Here is a 15,375-nt window from a genome sequence, read left to right as displayed (position 1 = left end):
GCACGGCCCATGGAGCGAAAACGTGATCACTACCTCAACCGTCGTCAACTCAGTGGTGGAAAAACTCCGTGCCGCACTGGCCCGGGGCCAGTGGCGCTCGGGCGACATGCTGCCCGGCCAGCGCGAACTGGCCGAACAACTGGGCATCAGCCGCCCGAGCCTGCGCGAAGCGGTGACCGTGCTGGAAACCCTGGGCCTGGTGCGCTCGATGCCGGGCAAAGGCGTGGTGGTGCTCGAGGCGCAGGCCGAGGACACGCAAAGCGCCGACAGCGCCGTCGCCCGCGCCAGCCTCGAGGACGTCCTGCAACTGCGCTACACCCTGGAGCCGTTCATCGTCGGCCTGGTGGCACAGTCGGTCGGCAGCAAGGAAGTCGGGCAGTTGCGCCTGACCCTGATGGACATGCGCGAAGCCCTCGACGCCGGCGACAGCGAAGCCGGGGCCAACGCCTATATCGCCTTCCACGAAGAACTGTTCGCCCTGACCGCCAACCCGATCTTCCAGAGCGTGGTGCAGCAGACCGGCAACGCCCTCAAGCAAAGCGCCGAAGTGCTGCGCAACTCGCCGGAGCACCTGGCCGAACGCCTGGAGGAGAACGAAGCCGTGGTGCGTGCCATCCGCAACCGGAACAGCGCCCAGGCCAGCGCCGAAATGCGCCGGCACATCCTGCGCGAGGGACGGCGGATGGGCATCGAGCTGAACATTCCGGATGACCACCTCGGCAACTGAATCGCCTCACACGGGAGACCGGCCATGAACAGCCTTGCCACGTCGCCGCACACCCGCCGGATGCCGGCGGCCCTGCCCTTCCCCGGCCTGCGGGCGCCGGCGGAGGATCTGTACCGACACTTGCTCGAGGCGATCCTGGAGCAGCGGATCGGACCTGCGGAGCGCTTCACCGAAGACAGCCTCAAGGCGATGTTCGGCGTCAGCCGCGCAGAGGTGCGCCGGGTGCTGACGCAGTTGTCCCATGAACAGGTCATTGTGTTGCGCGCCCATCATCGGCCACGGGTCGCCGAGCCCGATGCCGAGCGGATCCGGCAAACCCTGCACGCTCGGCGTCTGGCCGAAGCCACGCTGGTGCGCATGGCTTGCCGCAATGCATCGCCTGACGGGCTCAAGCGCTTGCGGGCATGTGTGGAGCGCTTGCGCCTGGCCGTGGCGCAAGCGCGTCGCGGTGCGGCGATCCGGCTGTCCGGAGAGTTTCATCTGCAACTGGCGCAACTGGCGGGGAATGCGCCGCTGGCGCACTTTCTCGGCAGCCTGGTGCCGTTGACGTCGCTGGCCATTGCGCGCAATGCCGGGCAGGCTCCCGAGGGCGACACATGGCAGGCGCACTTGGCGATCGTCGAGGCGGTGGAAGGCCGGGATGCGGACAAGGCAGCGGTGCTGATGGGCCGCTACCTGGAGCGTCTGGAGGACGGACTGCTCGATTCGACCCGCGAGCGCAGAGCCGCCGGCTAGTTCGCCTTCGCGGGCAAGCCCGCTCCCACAGTGGCCTGTGCGGCCCGACAATCCGTGGGGGCCCGCCTGCCGGCGACGCGCCCTCAGCCCGCCATCTCGGCGAACCCCGCCCGGATCTTCTCCTCGGGCAGGTCATCGGCGATGAACACGATCACGCTTTCCCGCGCCTCGCCTTCGGCCCATTCGCTGTCCCAGTCGAACCCGTACAGCTTCAGGACGCCCTGGAAGACCAGGCGCCGATCCTCTCCGGCAATGTTCAGCACGCCCTTGTAGCGCAGCAGTTGCCGTCCGTGCTCCTCCAGCAGCTCGTTCATGAACCCGCTCAGGCGGTCGATGTCCAGCGGCCGGTCGGTGCGCAGCACCAGGCTGGAGATCCGGTCGATGGACGGCGCCTGGCGCACCGGCCGCAGGCTCACCCCGCCGCCGAGGTCGGCATTGAGATTGAAGCCCCGCACGTCGAGCAGTTCGGCCAGGTCGATCCGGCCGTGCTCGACCACACGGATGGGCGCCCGCCGGTTGATGCGCGTCAGCCGCTCGCTCAGGGCGGTGAAGGCGGCTTCGTCCACCAGGTCCGTCTTGCTCACCAGCAAGCGGTCGGCAAACCCGACCTGCGCCTGGGCGATGGTCTGGGTCAGGTGCAGGTCGGCGTGCGCGGCGTCGACCAGGGTGATGATGCCGTCGAGCAGGTAACGCTCGCGCAGTTCTTCGTCGATGAAGAAGGTCTGCGCCAACGGTGCCGGGTCGGCCAGGCCGGTGCATTCGATCACCAGCCGGTCGAAGGCGATTTCGCCGCTGTCCAGCCGTTCGAGCAGCAGGTACAGGGCCTTGGTCAAATCGGTGTGGATGGTGCAGCAGACACAACCGTTGGCCAGGGTCATGACCTGCACGGGTTCGTCGCCGAGCAACTGGGTGTCGATGCCGGCGTCGCTGAATTCGTTTTCGATCACCGCGATCTTAAGGCCGTGCTCGGCCTTGAGCAGGTGGCGCAGCAAAGTGGTCTTGCCGGCGCCGAGGAAACCGCTGAGCACCGTGACGGGAATGGGAGAGGACAACGCTCGATCTCCTGAAAAGACTCAAAACAAATGTGGGAGCGAGCCTGCTGGCGATGGCGGCGCATCAGTCGACATGATTGTCGAATGAAACACCGTCGTCGCCAGCAGGCTCGCTCCCACAGGTTGACTGCATCGGCCGCAGGCTGTCAGCTCAACAGCACTTCGGCCCGCCCTTGCCGCCGTAACGGGCCTCCTGACGTTCGCGGAAGAACGTCTCGTAGTCCATCACCGGCTTGTCCGGGTGCTTGGTCTGCATATGCTCGACGTAAGTGTCGTAGTCGGGCATGCCGACCATCAGGCGCGCGGCCTGACCGAGGTATTTACCGAGGCGACTCAGGTCATTGAACATGGTGCAATCCTCAGGTTACGCGTCCGGCAGGGCCTGGAACGGCGATTCTTTGTCCGTGCGCTCTTTTTTGCCCCAGGCGGCGATGCCGACCTTGAGCGCATAGAACAGGATGCTGAACACCACGAACAGGAACAGCGCCGTCAGCGTCGCGTTGGTGTAGGCGTTGAAGATCACGTGCTGCATCTGCTCCACGCTCTTGGCCGGCGCGAGCACCTGGCCTGCGGCCAACGCATCGCTGTACTTCTTGGCCAGCGACAGGAAGCCGATCGCCGGGTTGGCGTCGAACAGCTTGATAAAGCCTGCGGTGGTGGTGCAGATCAGCAGCCAGGCGGCCGGCAGCAGCGTGACCCAGATGAAGCGCTGACGCTTCATCTTGATCAGCACGACGGTGCCGAGCATCAGGGCGATGCCCGCCAGCATCTGGTTGGAGATGCCGAACAGCGGCCACAAGGTGTTGATGCCGCCCAGCGGATCGATCACGCCCTGGTACAGCAGCCAGCCCCACATCGCCACGCAGCCGGCGGTGGCGATCAGGTTGGCGGTCCAGGACTCGGTGCGCTGCAACGCCGGAACGAAGGAACCGAGCAGGTCCTGCAGCATGAAACGCCCGGCACGGGTGCCGGCGTCCACGGCGGTCAGGATGAACAGCGCCTCGAACAGGATCGCGAAGTGGTACCAGAACGCCATGGTGTTTTCGCCCGGCAGGACACTGTGCAGGATCTGCGCGATGCCCACCGCCAGGGTCGGCGCACCGCCGGCGCGGGCCAGGATGGTGGTTTCGCCGATGTCGTGGGCCACGGCCTGCAGCGCATCCGGGGTGATGGCGAAGCCCCAGTTGCTGACCGCCGTCGCCACCGCCACCACATCACCGCCGACCACGGCGGCCGGGCTGTTCATGGCGAAGTAAACGCCCGGCTCGATCACCGACGCGGCGACCATCGCCATGATGGCCACGAAGGACTCCATCAGCATGCCGCCGTAGCCGATGTAGCGGGCGTTGGTTTCGTTGTCCAGCAGCTTCGGCGTGGTGCCGGAAGAGATCAGCGCGTGGAACCCGGACACCGCGCCGCAGGCGATGGTGATGAACAGGAACGGGAACAGCCCGCCCTTCCACACAGGCCCGGTGCCGTCGACGAACTGGGTCAGCGCCGGCATTTTCAGCTCGGGCATGGTGACCAGGATGCCGATCGCCAGAGCGATGATGGTGCCGATCTTGAGGAAGGTGGAGAGGTAGTCGCGCGGGGCGAGGATCAGCCACACCGGCAGCACCGCCGCGACGAAGCCGTAGCCGATCAGCATCCAGGTGATCTGCACGCCGGTGAAAGTGAAGGCCTTGGCCCACACCGGATCGGCGGCGACCTGCCCGCCCAGCCAGATCGAGCCCAGCAGCAGCAACACGCCGATCACCGAGATCTCGCCGATGCGGCCCGGACGGATGTAGCGCATGTACACGCCCATGAACATCGCGATCGGGATGGTCGCCATCACGGTGAAGATGCCCCACGGGCTCTCGGCCAGGGCCTTGACCACGATCAGCGCCAGCACCGCGAGGATGATGATCATGATCAGGAAGCAGCCGAACAGGGCAATGGTGCCAGGGATGCGGCCCATTTCCTCGCGCACCATGTCGCCCAGGGAGCGGCCGTTGCGGCGGGTGGACATGAACAGGACCATGAAGTCCTGCACCGCGCCCGCCAGCACCACGCCGGCGATCAGCCACAAGGTGCCGGGCAGGTACCCCATCTGCGCCGCCAGCACCGGGCCGACCAGGGGCCCCGCGCCGGCGATGGCCGCGAAGTGGTGTCCGAAGAGAATGTGTTTGTTGGTCGGCACATAGTCCAGACCGTCGTTGTTGATCACGGCGGGGGTGGCCCGGCGCGGATCGAGTTGCATCACATTGTTTGCGATGAACAGGCTGTAGTAGCGGTACGCGACCAGATAGATGGCCACGGCGGCGACCACGATCCACAAGGCGTTGATCGCCTCGCCTCGACGCAAGGCCACGACGCCCAGGGCGCACGCCCCTACGATTGCCAGCACCAGCCAGGGTAAGTGGCGTAGCGGGCTATTATTATTTTTCATTTTATTATTCCAGCCAGGGTGGACAAGAAAGACAGCCACCCCGAGTTTAGCGCTGTTGGCCGTAAAGACCATACCCGACATTGGTCTGAGGCCGCCCTGCGGCGCTGGTCGCGCCCGACGGGCCGGGTCTATAGTCAGCGTACCTTCAAGAGGAGTGCGCCATGAGCGAGCGTCGCCGCTTCAAACGTATTGCGTTCGATGCCAAGACCGAATTGAGCCAGGGCGAGTACATCTGGCCGGTGAAGCTGGTCGACCTGTCACTCAAGGGGCTTTTGATCGAGAAGCCGCAACCGTGGCTCGGCGATCCGGAGCAGGATTTTTTCGTCAGCATCCACTTGAGCGACGACGTCGAGATCGAGATGGATGCGCAACTGGCGCACGAGGACCGCGGTCAGCTGGGGTTTGTCTGCCGGCACATCAGCCTGGAGTCGATCCAGCGCCTGCGGCGGCTGATCGAGCTCAACCTGGCGGACGAGTCCGAGCTCGAGCGCGAACTGGCCGCGCTGATCGAACTCTGAACACCGACGATCCCCTGTAGACGCCAGCCTGCTGGCGCCTACAGGGGATCCGGGTTACTCGAACAGCGAATCCAGCGCCTGCTCCAGCCGTGTCACGGCAATGATCTGCAAGCCCTGCGGCGCTTCCTTCGGCGCATTGCCCTTGGGCACGATCGCGCGCTTGAAGCCGTGCTTGGCCGCTTCCTTCAGACGTTCCTGGCCGCTGGGCACCGGGCGCACCTCACCGGACAGGCCGACTTCGCCGAACACCAGCAGGTCGTGGGGCAACGGCCGGTTGCGCAGACTCGACATGACCGCCGCCATCAGCGCCAGGTCAGACGCGGTCTCCAGCACCTTCACGCCGCCGACCACGTTGAGGAACACATCCTGGTCGTGGGTCGGGATGCCGCCGTGACGGTGAAGCACCGCCAGCAGCATCGCCAGGCGGTTCTGGTCGAGCCCCAGCGTCACCCGGCGCGGGTTGGCCAGATGGCTGTCGTCCACCAGCGCCTGAACCTCCACCAGCATCGGCCGGGTGCCTTCCCAGGTCGCCATCACCACGCTGCCCGGCACTTCTTCCTGGGCACGGGTCAGAAAGATCGCCGACGGGTTGGAGACTTCCTTCAGCCCCCTGTCGGTCATGCCGAACACGCCCAGTTCGTTGACCGCGCCGAAGCGGTTCTTCACCGCCCGCAGCAAACGCAGCCGGCCATCGGACTCGCCCTCGAAATACAGCACGGTATCGACCATGTGCTCCAGCACACGCGGGCCGGCCAGCGCACCTTCCTTGGTGACATGGCCCACCAGGAAAATCGCCGTGCCGCTCTGCTTGGCGTAACGCACCAGCAGCGCCGCGCTTTCGCGCACCTGAGACACGCCGCCCGGCGCCGACTGCAGTTGTTCGGTGAAGATCGTCTGGATCGAGTCGATCACCATCACCCGCGGCTTTTCCTGTCGGGCCGTGGCGATGATGCTTTCGATGCAGGTCTCGGTCATCACCCGCAGTTGATCCTGCGGCAAGCCCAGACGCCGGGCGCGCATCGCCACCTGCTGCTGGGACTCTTCACCGGTGACGTACAGGGCAGGCATGCTGCGGGCCAGGTTGCACAGGGTCTGCAGCAGGATCGTCGATTTGCCGATGCCGGGATCGCCGCCGATCAGCACCACCGAACCGTCCACCAGGCCTCCGCCCAGCACCCGGTCCAGCTCGCCGGAGGCGGTGGAGAAGCGCGGGACTTCCTCGACGCTGACTTCGGCCAGCGTCTTGATCTGCGCCTGCTGCCCCGCCCAACCGGTGCGGCCGCTCGGCGCCGCCGCCCCGCCGCTCTCGACCAGGGTTTCGGTCAGGGTGTTCCAGGCGCCGCACTCGCCGCACTGCCCCGCCCATTTGGGAAAGGTGGCGCCGCACTCGGTGCAGCCGTACATGCGCTTGGCCTTGGCCATCTGAACCCCCGGCAAAAACCGCGATGATAACGCAGCCGCGGCCGATGGGCGCAGCGGCGCTCATCGGCCGACGGCATTCAGGCCTCAGTCCGCCAGCCTGGCCGCCAGCGCCTTGACCCGCGCCAGGTCGCCCTTGGCCACTCTCGCCACGCCGGCGCCGTACTCAGGGTCGGCCTTGTACAGGAAAGACAGGATGATGTGCTTGCTCTCGTCATCCGCCCCCGCCAGCGAAGCGCCGAAGCTGTCGATCAGGTCCTGGCGCTCCTGCCGGCCGTACGAACGGTACAGATCGCCCGCCTGCCGGAAATTCTGCTCACGCTGGATCTTCGCCTGCCGGGTGCTGCCCTGCAGGGCCGTCTGGCTGTAGCGCGCGTCCGGCGTCTCTTCCCGGGGCTGCAAACGGCTCGGCTGATAGTTCACGCCGGAACGGCTGGCGCCGGCATTCATCGCGCCGTCCTGGTTGCCGTTGTTCACGGCGACTTTGGGTGCGTTGATCGGTAACTGCATGGCGTTTGTGCCGATACGGTGAAGTTGCGTATCCGCATAAGCGAATACCCGGCCCTGCAACAAGCGGTCTTCGGAAGGTTCGATGCCGGGAACCAGGTTACTTGGCGCCATGGCAACTTGTTCGGTTTCCTGGAAAACGTTCGACGGATTGCGGTTCAACACCATTTGTCCAACTTTTCGCTCAGGAACACCGGGCCAGATCTTGGTTGCGTCCAGCGGATCGAAATCAAACTTGGACAAATCTTCCGGTTTTAGCACCTGGATGTACAAGTCCCACTTAGGGAAGTTGCCCTTGCCGATATTGGCCACTAGGTCATGGGTCATATGGCTGTAGTCCTGCCCTTGAACTTTCACGACCTGTTCTGGCGTCAGATTCTTGATGCCCTGCAAACTTTTCCAGTGAAACTTCACGTAGTGAACTTCACCCTTCGCGTTGACCAACTTATAGGCATGCACACTGTTGCCGTCCATCTCCCGGTAACTGGCCGGGGTGCCGGAGTTGGAATACAGCTCCGTCAGGGTGCGTGTGGCTTCGGGCACATGGGAGAAGAAGTCGAAGCGCCGCGAGTCGTCGTCCAGGTTGGTGCGCGGGTCCGGCTTGAACGCGTGCACCATGTCCGGGAACTTGATCGCATCGCGGATGAAGAAGGTCGGGAAATTGTTGCCGACCAGGTCCCAGTTGCCGTCGGCCGTGTAGAACTTGGTGGCGAAGCCGCGCGGATCGCGCAGGGTTTCCGGGGAATGGTTGCCGTGCACCACCGATGAGAAGCGCACGAAGACCGGCGTGACCTGACCGGCGGCGAAGACTTTGGCCTTGCTCAGGTCGCTGAGGTCGGCGCTGGCGGTGAAGGTGCCGTGGGCGCCGGTGCCGCGGGCATGCACCACACGTTCCGGGATGCGTTCGCGGTCGAAGCGCTGGAGCTTCTGGATCAGTTGCACGTCCTGCAGCAGCACCGGGCCATTGGCGCCGGCGGTCTGCGAGTTCTGGTTGTCGCCGACCGCCGCGCCGTTGTCTCGGGTCAACGGGGCGGCGCTGACGGAAAGGGTCAGCAGGCTGGCGGTGAGTGCAGCGAAAGTGCGGCGGGCGGGCAATGCCCCAAGGCCAAGTGCGGAAGTCATGTGCGGTTCCTCTGTCTTTTCGAAGGCGCATCCAGGTGCGCCGGTCAGAGGCTAGTGAACCGTTCCGTCAAACATAAATAGAAAATTCGCAACGCCATGATTGACAGATTTTTCTTCCGGATCAGCGGTTTACGGTCTATTTCCCGCGCGATTAGTGGCACTTTGCAAACTAATCGTCGAAAGATGTGTCGATAAAAGCGAGCATTGTAAGGAGGTGTTTCGCGCAGGCCGCGTTTCACTGATTTACACTGCCAACACCAACCTCATCTGTAACAAGGAAATAACCTATGGGCGTGCTAAGTGAGTTCAAGGCCTTTGCGGTCAAAGGCAATGTGGTCGACATGGCCGTCGGTATCATCATCGGTGCCGCCTTCGGCAAAATCGTGTCGTCCTTTGTCGGCGACGTGATCATGCCCCCGATCGGCCTGCTGATCGGCGGCGTGGATTTCAGTGACCTGGCCATCACGCTCAAGGCTGCAGAGGGCAGTGCGCCCGCCGTGGTGATGGCCTATGGCAAGTTCATCCAGAGCATCCTGGACTTCATCATCGTCGCCTTCGCCATCTTCATGGGCGTCAAGGCCATCAACCGCCTGAAGCGCGAAGAGGCCGTGGCCCCGAGCCTGCCGCCGGTGCCGACCAAGGAAGAGGAACTGCTGGGCGAAATCCGCGACCTGCTCAAGGCCCAGAACAACCGGCCCTGACGCGTTGCGGCATGAACGGAAAAACGGCGCCCTCGGGCGCCGTTTTTCTTACCAGTAGTTCTCCACCGCCACCTGCCCCGGACGCCGGGTGAGGCTCAGGCTCATGTGCCGCCGCTTGAGCAGGGCCCGGGTGTCATCGATCATCTGCGGGTTGCCGCACAGCATGACCCGCGAATGCTCGGCCGACAGTTCCAGCCCCGCCGCGCGCTCCAGCTCGCCGCTCTCGATCAGGGCGGTGATGCGGCCGTTGAGGGCCCCGGCGTAGGGCTCGCGCGTCACCACCGGGATGAACCGGAACTTGTGCGCATACGGCGCCAGGTAGTCACGCTGCATCAGATCGCCGATCAGCGCTTGATAGGCCAGTTCACGGGCCTCCCGCACGCTGTAGACCAGGACGATGCGCTCGAACCGCTCCCAGACCTCGAAGTCCTGCAGGATCGACAGGAACGGCGCCACCCCCGTGCCGGTGGACAGCAGCCACAGATCCCGGCCGTCGACGAACCGGTCCAGGGTCAGGTAGCCGAAGGCCTGACGCTCCACCAACAGCGTATCGCCTTCACGCAGGCGGCTCAGCTCGCTGGTGAACTCCCCGCCCGGCACCACGATCGAGAAGAACTCCAGAAACTCGTCGAACGGCGACGACACCATGGAGTAGGCCCGCCATACCGTGCTGCCGTCGGCCTTCGTCACCCCCAGGCGGGCGAATTGCCCGGCACGGAAGCGAAAGCCCGGATCACGGGTGGTGCGCAACGTGAACAGGCTCGGGGTCAGGGGTTGCACGTCAAGCAGGGTCTGGCGGGTGAACTTGTCTGCGCTGGCGGTCATGGGCCACTCCAATCGACGATCGCCCCTCAGTGTCTCGCAAACTCGCCCACTAATACACCTACAGTTAATAGTGTTACTTCCACAAATAGCAATTCCCCGCATTTGAGAACAAACGGTTCATCATTTGTTAGTTCATTAGATGACGAATTAAATGCATCGCCACAGAGCGACCTAATAACACTTTATGCCTATATCAAATGCTTAAAGAGCAAAAAAATCCGCACTCGATGTAAGAATCATCCTACACTCCGGGGCGTGCCTCTTGTTGGATCCAAGTCGCACCCCCGCGAAACACCTCACGGAGAACCTGTAATGGAAATGTGGAAGGAGTCGCAGTTAAAGCAGCTGACTTTTGCCAAGGAAATAGATACCGCGTACCCGATCCTGTTGAGATTCGCCGAAAACATTGGCTTCAACTTTTGTGCTGTCTCAGTGACATCATTGCGCCGGGAAACGCCGTTCACCACCTTGAAAATCAATAACTATCCAAGCGCCTGGAACAAACACTATGAACAAGAAAACTATGTAGACTCGGATCCAGTAGTAGCACACTGCAATCGTTCTATGTTGCCCATTGTCTGGAGCGAAGAACTGTTCTCAAAGACTCCGAAGTTATGGAACGCCATGCTGGACCATGAACTGCAGCATGGCTGGTCACAATCGTTCCACCACGAGGAGTCCGGACTCTGCAGCATCCTGAGCCTGGGCAGAAAGCACTGCCCGATCAGCCCGCTGGAGCTGTACGAACACTTCGGCTACATGTTCTACGTCACCAGCCACCTGAGCGAAATGCTCGCCCGGACCCTGCCCAGGAAACCGCCCGCCACCCGTCAACCGCATTTGTCGGCGCGTGAGCTGGAAGTCCTGAAACTGTCGGCCGCCGGCAAGACCGCGTACGAAATCGCGCGGATCCTCAGCCTGAGCGAACGCACCGTGAACTACCACGTGCAGAACGTCATCGAGAAGCTCAACGTATGCAACAAGATCTCCGCCGTCATCGCCGCTGCGCGGGCCGGGATCATCTGAACGGTCGCCTGTCGCCGCACGCCGAAAACTTGCAGGTAATCGCCCCGAAAAAAACGTACCATTCGCAACCTTCCCGAGTGATGGCGTGAATGCCGCGCCGCAGTCCGCTCGGAGGGTTCCGCCGCACTGCACCCTGGCTGCGGGACGCCCGATGAACCGCCAGAGTCCCCGCCCCATGCCTTTGCTCGACACGCCCTTCGCCAGTCTCGACCTGATCCGCCAGCCCGAACAGCAGAACGAACCGCTGCAGGCGTTCGATGCGGCCGACGAGTACCTGCTCAATCACCTGGCCGAACAGCAGCCGGCGGCCGACACGCGGGTGCTGGTGCTCAACGACAGTTTCGGCGCACTGGCCATCAGCCTGGCAGGCAAGGTGAACGTCAGCAGCAGCGGCGATTCGTTCCTGGCCTTTCAGGGCCTGGAGAAAAACCTGACCCGCAACGGCCTGCCGTTCGACGCCGTGCGGGGCATTGCGGCCAGCGAACCGCTGACCGGGCCGTTCGACCGGGTGCTGATCCGCGTGCCCAAGACCCTGGCGCTGCTGGAGGAACAACTGATCCGCCTGCAAGGCCAGCTCGCCCCGGGCGCGCAAGTGGTGGCGGCGGCGATGATCAAGCACTTGCCCCGTGCGGCCGGTGATCTGCTGGAGCGCTACGTCGGCCCGGTGCAGGCTTCGCTGGCGGTGAAGAAGGCGCGCCTGCTGATCGCCACGCCCGAAGCCCGGACGGCGGCGACGTCCCCCTATCCGACCCGCTACCGTCTCGACGAGCCGGCCATCGAGCTGCTCAACCACGCCAACGTGTTCTGCCGCGACGGGCTGGACATCGGCACCCGCGCCTTCCTGCCGCACCTGCCGAAGAACCTCGGCGGCGCGCGGGTGGCGGACCTGGGGTGCGGCAACGGCGTACTGGCCATCGCCAGCGCCCTGCAGAACCCCGATGCCCATTACACGCTGGTGGACGAATCGTTCATGGCGGTGCAGTCGGCCCGCGAAAACTGGCGTGCGGCCTTGGGCGAACGTGACGTGACCGTGCGCGCCGCCGACGGCCTGGCCGGGCAGCCGGCGCAATCGCTGGACGCGGTGCTGTGCAATCCGCCGTTCCATCAGCAGCAGGTGGTCGGCGACTTCCTTGCCTGGCGCATGTTCCAGCAGGCCCGCGAAGCGCTGGTGACGGGCGGTGCGCTGTACATCGTCGGCAACCGCCACCTGGGCTATCACGCCAAGCTGGCGCGGCTGTTCCGGGGCGTCGAGCAAGTGGCGGCCACGCCCAAGTTCGTGATCCTCAAGGCGCGCAAGTAAGCCAGGCAAAAAAAAGCCCTCCACGCGGAGGGCTGCAAAACCGTGCCTCGCGGCAACGGGACGGGATGATTCAGTGGGTGGTCAGGCCGGCCGCATTCATGAACAGGCGCATCAGGCTGGCGGCGATGAACAACGCGCCGACGCTGCCGACCCAGATCAGGGCCAACCAGCCGAGCCGCTGCCACAGCGGCTTTTTTTCGGCTTCTTGAATGTCGTGCAGTGAAGGTTTGCCGGACATCGTAGGGTTCCTCGGTCGGTTCGGTGGCGCCTGCCCGCAGGGCATCGCGGGCAGGCTCTTCTTTATCGGGAACTAGTGGTAGCCGTCTTCGTGGGTGACCTTGCCGCGGAACACGTAGTAGCTCCAGAACGTGTAACCCAGGATGAACGGGATGATGAACAGCGTGCCGACCAGCATGAAGCCCTGGCTCTGCGGCGGTGCAGCGGCGTCCCAGATCGAGATCGACGGCGGCACGATGTTCGGCCACAGGCTGATGCCCAGGCCGCTGTAGCCGAGGAAGATCAGCACCAGGGTCAGCAGGAACGGCATGTAGTTGGCGTTGCGCGCCACGGCCTTGAGCAGGCCGTACATTGTCACCAGCACCAGGATAGGCACCGGCATGAACCAGAACAGGTTCGGCACGCTGAACCAGCGGGTCGCGATTTCCGGATGGGCCAACGGCGTCCAGAGGCTGACGATGCCGATCACCGCCAGCAGCACGAACGCCAGCGGCCGCGCCAGGTCATGCATCTGCTGCTGGAGCTTGCCTTCGGTCTTCATGATCAGCCAGGTGCAGCCGAGCAAGGCGTAGGCCACCACCAGCGCGGCGCCGCAGAACATCGTGAACGGCGTCAGCCAGTCCAGCGGGCCGCCGGCGTATTGCCGGCCGACCACCGGCAAGCCGTCGATGAAGGCGCCCAGCGCCACGCCCTGGAAGAAGGTCGCGGCGACCGAGCCGCCGATGAACGCCTTGTCCCACAGGTGCCGCTTGTCGTCCTTGGCCTTGAAGCGGAACTCGAACGCAACGCCGCGGAAGATCAGCCCGATCAGCATGAAGATCAGCGGCAGGTACAGCGCCGACAGCACCACCGAATAGGCCAGCGGGAAAGCGCCGAACAATGCCGCGCCCCCCAGCACCAGCCAGGTCTCGTTGCCGTCCCAGACCGGGGCGACGGTGTTCATCATCACGTCGCGGTCGGTCTTGCCGGGGGTGAACGGGAAAAGGATCCCGATCCCCAGGTCGAAGCCGTCCATGACCACGTACATCATGATGCCGAAGATGATGATCACGGCCCAGATCAGCGGAAGATCGATACCCATGACTCAAATCTCCTTGGTCAGGCTGCGGTCGGCGTCGGCGCCATCGTCGTCCGCGGCGGACAGCGGACGGGCCGGCGTGCGTTTGCGGCCGGGGCCGCCGTCGTTGGTTTCCTTGCCCTCGTCGGTCTTCGGCCCCTTGCGCACCAGGCGCATCATGTAGCCCAGGCCGGCGCCGAACAGCGCGAAGTACACCACCACGAACATGATCAGGGTGATGCTCATCTGCATGAAGCTATGGTTGGAGGAGGCGTCCGCCGTGCGCATCAAGCCGTAGACCACCCACGGCTGACGGCCGATCTCGGTGGTGAACCAGCCGGCGAGGATCGCGATCAGGCCCGACGGCCCCATCCACAGGGCCAGGTACAGGAACGGCCGCGAGGTGTAGAGCGAGTCACGCTTGCGCAGCCACAAGCTCCACAGGCCAGTGAAGATCATCAGGAAGCCGAGGCCCACCATGATCCGGAACGACCAGAACACGATGGTCGAGTTCGGCCGGTCTTGCGGCGGGAACTCCTTGAGCGCCGGCACCTGCTTGTCCAGCGAGTGGGTCAGGATCAGGCTGCCGAGGTACGGGATCTCCACGGCGAACCTGGTCTTTTCCTCCTTCATGTCCGGCCAGCCGAACAGGATCAGCGGCGTCGCTTCGTCGCCGACGTTTTCCCAGTGGCCTTCGATGGCGGCGATCTTCGCCGGCTGGTGCTTGAGCGTGTTGAGGCCGTGGAAGTCGCCGATCACGGCCTGGATCGGCGCGACGATCAGGGCCATCCACATGGCCATCGACAGCATCTTGCGGATCGCCGGGTTGTCCTTGCCGCGCAGCAGGTGCCAGGCCGCCGAGGCGCCGACGAAGAACGCCGTGGCGACGAACGCGGCAGTGGCCATGTGCATCAGCCGGTACGGGAACGAAGGGTTGAAGATGATCGCCAGCCAGTCGGTCGGGATCACCTGGCCGTTGACGATCTCGAAGCCTTGCGGCGTCTGCATCCAGCTGTTGGAGGCGAGGATCCAGAAGGTCGAGATCAAGGTGCCGATGGCCACCATGACCGTGGAGAAGAAGTGCAGGCCGCGCCCGACCTTGTTCCAGCCGAACAGCATCACGCCGAGGAAACCGGCTTCGAGGAAGAACGCCGTGAGCACTTCATAAGTGAGCAACGGGCCGGTGACGGAACCGGCGAAGTCGGAGAACCGGCTCCAGTTGGTGCCGAACTGGTACGCCATGACCAGCCCCGAGACCACCCCCATGCCGAAGTTGACGGCGAAGATCTTCGACCAGAAATGGTAGAGGTCACGGTAGGTGTCGTTGCCGGTCTTCAGCCACAGGCCTTCGAGCACCGCCAGGTAGCTCGCCAGTCCGATGGTGATGGCGGGAAACAGAATGTGGAACGAGATGGTGAACGCGAACTGAATTCGGGCGAGATCGAGTGCCTCTAAACCGAACATAAGTCTTCCTCTGTCAGGTGGTACAGGCTGCCGGGCTTGTGGCCCGGTACCCACTGCCCCCACGGATATGGAGTGCGGCGAATTCGGATTCGTTCTTCTTTTTACGCGCATCCAACGCGGGGAGCCTGGCCGGACGGCCGCCAGACCACTTCCCGCAAGGGTCTTGATCTGGATCAATCAACGTTGAAAGAGTAGTCCGATTTCCGACAGCGAACTGCGTGGTCATTTGCCGCGTGACAAGTTGCCTCACAGCT

At 63.9% G+C, this 15,375-nt stretch carries 15 protein-coding genes; 6 read left to right on the top strand and 9 right to left on the bottom strand.

The window, feature by feature from the left end:
• Positions 1-22: 22 nt before the first annotated feature.
• The gene (locus KVG96_RS01155; protein ID WP_217890515.1) at positions 23-727 is read left to right on the top strand and encodes a FadR/GntR family transcriptional regulator; all 705 of its coding nucleotides are present in this window, start codon (positions 23-25) and stop codon (positions 725-727) included.
• Between the two features lie 24 nt (positions 728-751).
• A complete protein-coding gene (locus KVG96_RS01150) occupies positions 752-1,462 on the top strand; it encodes a GntR family transcriptional regulator (protein ID WP_217890514.1) in 711 nt (236 codons plus the stop codon).
• A gap of 83 nt (positions 1,463-1,545) precedes the next feature.
• Here KVG96_RS01150 and yjiA read toward each other — a convergent pair whose 3' ends face one another.
• The 3 genes from yjiA to KVG96_RS01135 form a co-directional block, all read right to left on the bottom strand.
• A complete protein-coding gene (yjiA, locus tag KVG96_RS01145; RefSeq protein ID WP_217890513.1) occupies positions 1,546-2,514 on the bottom strand; it encodes a GTPase in 969 nt (322 codons plus the stop codon).
• Between the two features lie 151 nt (positions 2,515-2,665).
• Complete coding sequence (locus tag KVG96_RS01140; protein ID WP_085584123.1) at positions 2,666-2,863, bottom strand: YbdD/YjiX family protein; 198 nt, start codon at positions 2,861-2,863, stop codon at positions 2,666-2,668.
• A 15-nt stretch (positions 2,864-2,878) separates the two neighbouring features.
• Positions 2,879-4,945 carry a carbon starvation CstA family protein gene (locus KVG96_RS01135; RefSeq protein ID WP_217890512.1) on the bottom strand — a complete coding sequence of 689 codons (2,067 nt, stop codon included), beginning with the start codon at positions 4,943-4,945 and terminating at the stop codon, positions 2,879-2,881.
• Positions 4,946-5,106: 161 nt separating this feature from the next.
• Here KVG96_RS01135 and KVG96_RS01130 point away from each other — a divergent pair, with 161 nt between their 5' ends.
• Positions 5,107-5,463 (top strand): PilZ domain-containing protein, encoded by a 357-nt coding sequence (locus KVG96_RS01130; RefSeq protein WP_217890511.1) that lies wholly within the window; start codon positions 5,107-5,109, stop codon positions 5,461-5,463.
• A gap of 54 nt (positions 5,464-5,517) precedes the next feature.
• Here the strand turns inward: KVG96_RS01130 and radA are convergent, their stop codons facing one another.
• Both radA and katB read right to left on the bottom strand, forming a co-directional pair.
• Complete coding sequence (gene radA, locus KVG96_RS01125) at positions 5,518-6,885, bottom strand: DNA repair protein RadA (protein ID WP_217890510.1); 1,368 nt, start codon at positions 6,883-6,885, stop codon at positions 5,518-5,520.
• A gap of 84 nt (positions 6,886-6,969) precedes the next feature.
• Positions 6,970-8,511, bottom strand: coding sequence for a catalase KatB (gene katB, locus KVG96_RS01120; RefSeq protein WP_217890509.1), 1,542 nt, complete (start codon positions 8,509-8,511; stop codon positions 6,970-6,972).
• A 287-nt stretch (positions 8,512-8,798) separates the two neighbouring features.
• On the opposite strand from katB, the gene mscL reads away from it, so the two are divergent.
• Positions 8,799-9,212 (top strand): large-conductance mechanosensitive channel protein MscL, encoded by a 414-nt coding sequence (mscL, locus tag KVG96_RS01115; RefSeq protein WP_085584113.1) that lies wholly within the window; start codon positions 8,799-8,801, stop codon positions 9,210-9,212.
• 48 nt (positions 9,213-9,260) lie between these two features.
• On the opposite strand, the gene KVG96_RS01110 is transcribed toward mscL, so the two are convergent.
• Positions 9,261-10,037, bottom strand: coding sequence for a ferredoxin--NADP reductase (locus KVG96_RS01110; RefSeq protein ID WP_217890508.1), 777 nt, complete (start codon positions 10,035-10,037; stop codon positions 9,261-9,263).
• Between the two features lie 312 nt (positions 10,038-10,349).
• Between KVG96_RS01110 and KVG96_RS01105 the strand changes: the two genes are divergently transcribed.
• Positions 10,350-11,063, top strand: a complete 714-nt coding sequence (locus tag KVG96_RS01105; RefSeq protein WP_217890507.1) for an autoinducer binding domain-containing protein — start codon at positions 10,350-10,352, stop codon at positions 11,061-11,063.
• A 175-nt stretch (positions 11,064-11,238) separates the two neighbouring features.
• Positions 11,239-12,363 carry a methyltransferase gene (locus tag KVG96_RS01100; RefSeq protein WP_217890506.1) on the top strand — a complete coding sequence of 375 codons (1,125 nt, stop codon included), beginning with the start codon at positions 11,239-11,241 and terminating at the stop codon, positions 12,361-12,363.
• A gap of 70 nt (positions 12,364-12,433) precedes the next feature.
• Here KVG96_RS01100 and KVG96_RS01095 read toward each other — a convergent pair whose 3' ends face one another.
• The 3 genes from KVG96_RS01095 to KVG96_RS01085 form a co-directional block, all read right to left on the bottom strand.
• Positions 12,434-12,601, bottom strand: coding sequence for a DUF2474 domain-containing protein (locus KVG96_RS01095; protein WP_085584104.1), 168 nt, complete (start codon positions 12,599-12,601; stop codon positions 12,434-12,436).
• A 72-nt stretch (positions 12,602-12,673) separates the two neighbouring features.
• Positions 12,674-13,681, bottom strand: a complete 1,008-nt coding sequence (gene cydB, locus KVG96_RS01090) for a cytochrome d ubiquinol oxidase subunit II (RefSeq protein WP_217890505.1) — start codon at positions 13,679-13,681, stop codon at positions 12,674-12,676.
• Positions 13,682-13,684: 3 nt separating this feature from the next.
• Positions 13,685-15,121, bottom strand: coding sequence for a cytochrome ubiquinol oxidase subunit I (locus KVG96_RS01085; RefSeq protein WP_217890504.1), 1,437 nt, complete (start codon positions 15,119-15,121; stop codon positions 13,685-13,687).
• Between the last annotated feature and the right edge of the window lie 254 nt (positions 15,122-15,375).

It is taken from the genome of Pseudomonas ekonensis (genome assembly GCF_019145435.1).
Lineage (GTDB): Bacteria > Pseudomonadota > Gammaproteobacteria > Pseudomonadales > Pseudomonadaceae > Aquipseudomonas > Aquipseudomonas ekonensis.
The sequence above is the reverse complement of the archived record's forward strand: the minus strand, read 5'-3'. Positions and strand labels throughout refer to the sequence as shown.

Bases quoted from the DNA above. Each gene is read 5' to 3' on its own strand.
- KVG96_RS01150 (WP_217890514.1), top strand. From the start codon at position 752: ATGAACAGCCTTGCCACGTCGCCGCACACCCGCCGGATGCCGGCGGCC.
- KVG96_RS01140 (WP_085584123.1), bottom strand. From the start codon at position 2,863: ATGTTCAATGACCTGAGTCGCCTCGGTAAATACCTCGGTCAGGCCGCG.
- KVG96_RS01135 (WP_217890512.1), bottom strand. From the start codon at position 4,945: ATGAAAAATAATAATAGCCCGCTACGCCACTTACCCTGGCTGGTGCTG.
- KVG96_RS01130 (WP_217890511.1), top strand. From the start codon at position 5,107: ATGAGCGAGCGTCGCCGCTTCAAACGTATTGCGTTCGATGCCAAGACC.
- radA (WP_217890510.1), bottom strand. From the start codon at position 6,885: ATGGCCAAGGCCAAGCGCATGTACGGCTGCACCGAGTGCGGCGCCACC.
- katB (WP_217890509.1), bottom strand. From the start codon at position 8,511: ATGACTTCCGCACTTGGCCTTGGGGCATTGCCCGCCCGCCGCACTTTC.
- mscL (WP_085584113.1), top strand. From the start codon at position 8,799: ATGGGCGTGCTAAGTGAGTTCAAGGCCTTTGCGGTCAAAGGCAATGTG.
- KVG96_RS01110 (WP_217890508.1), bottom strand. From the start codon at position 10,037: ATGACCGCCAGCGCAGACAAGTTCACCCGCCAGACCCTGCTTGACGTG.
- KVG96_RS01105 (WP_217890507.1), top strand. From the start codon at position 10,350: ATGGAAATGTGGAAGGAGTCGCAGTTAAAGCAGCTGACTTTTGCCAAG.
- KVG96_RS01100 (WP_217890506.1), top strand. From the start codon at position 11,239: ATGCCTTTGCTCGACACGCCCTTCGCCAGTCTCGACCTGATCCGCCAG.
- KVG96_RS01095 (WP_085584104.1), bottom strand. From the start codon at position 12,601: ATGTCCGGCAAACCTTCACTGCACGACATTCAAGAAGCCGAAAAAAAG.
- cydB (WP_217890505.1), bottom strand. From the start codon at position 13,681: ATGGGTATCGATCTTCCGCTGATCTGGGCCGTGATCATCATCTTCGGC.
- KVG96_RS01085 (WP_217890504.1), bottom strand. From the start codon at position 15,121: ATGTTCGGTTTAGAGGCACTCGATCTCGCCCGAATTCAGTTCGCGTTC.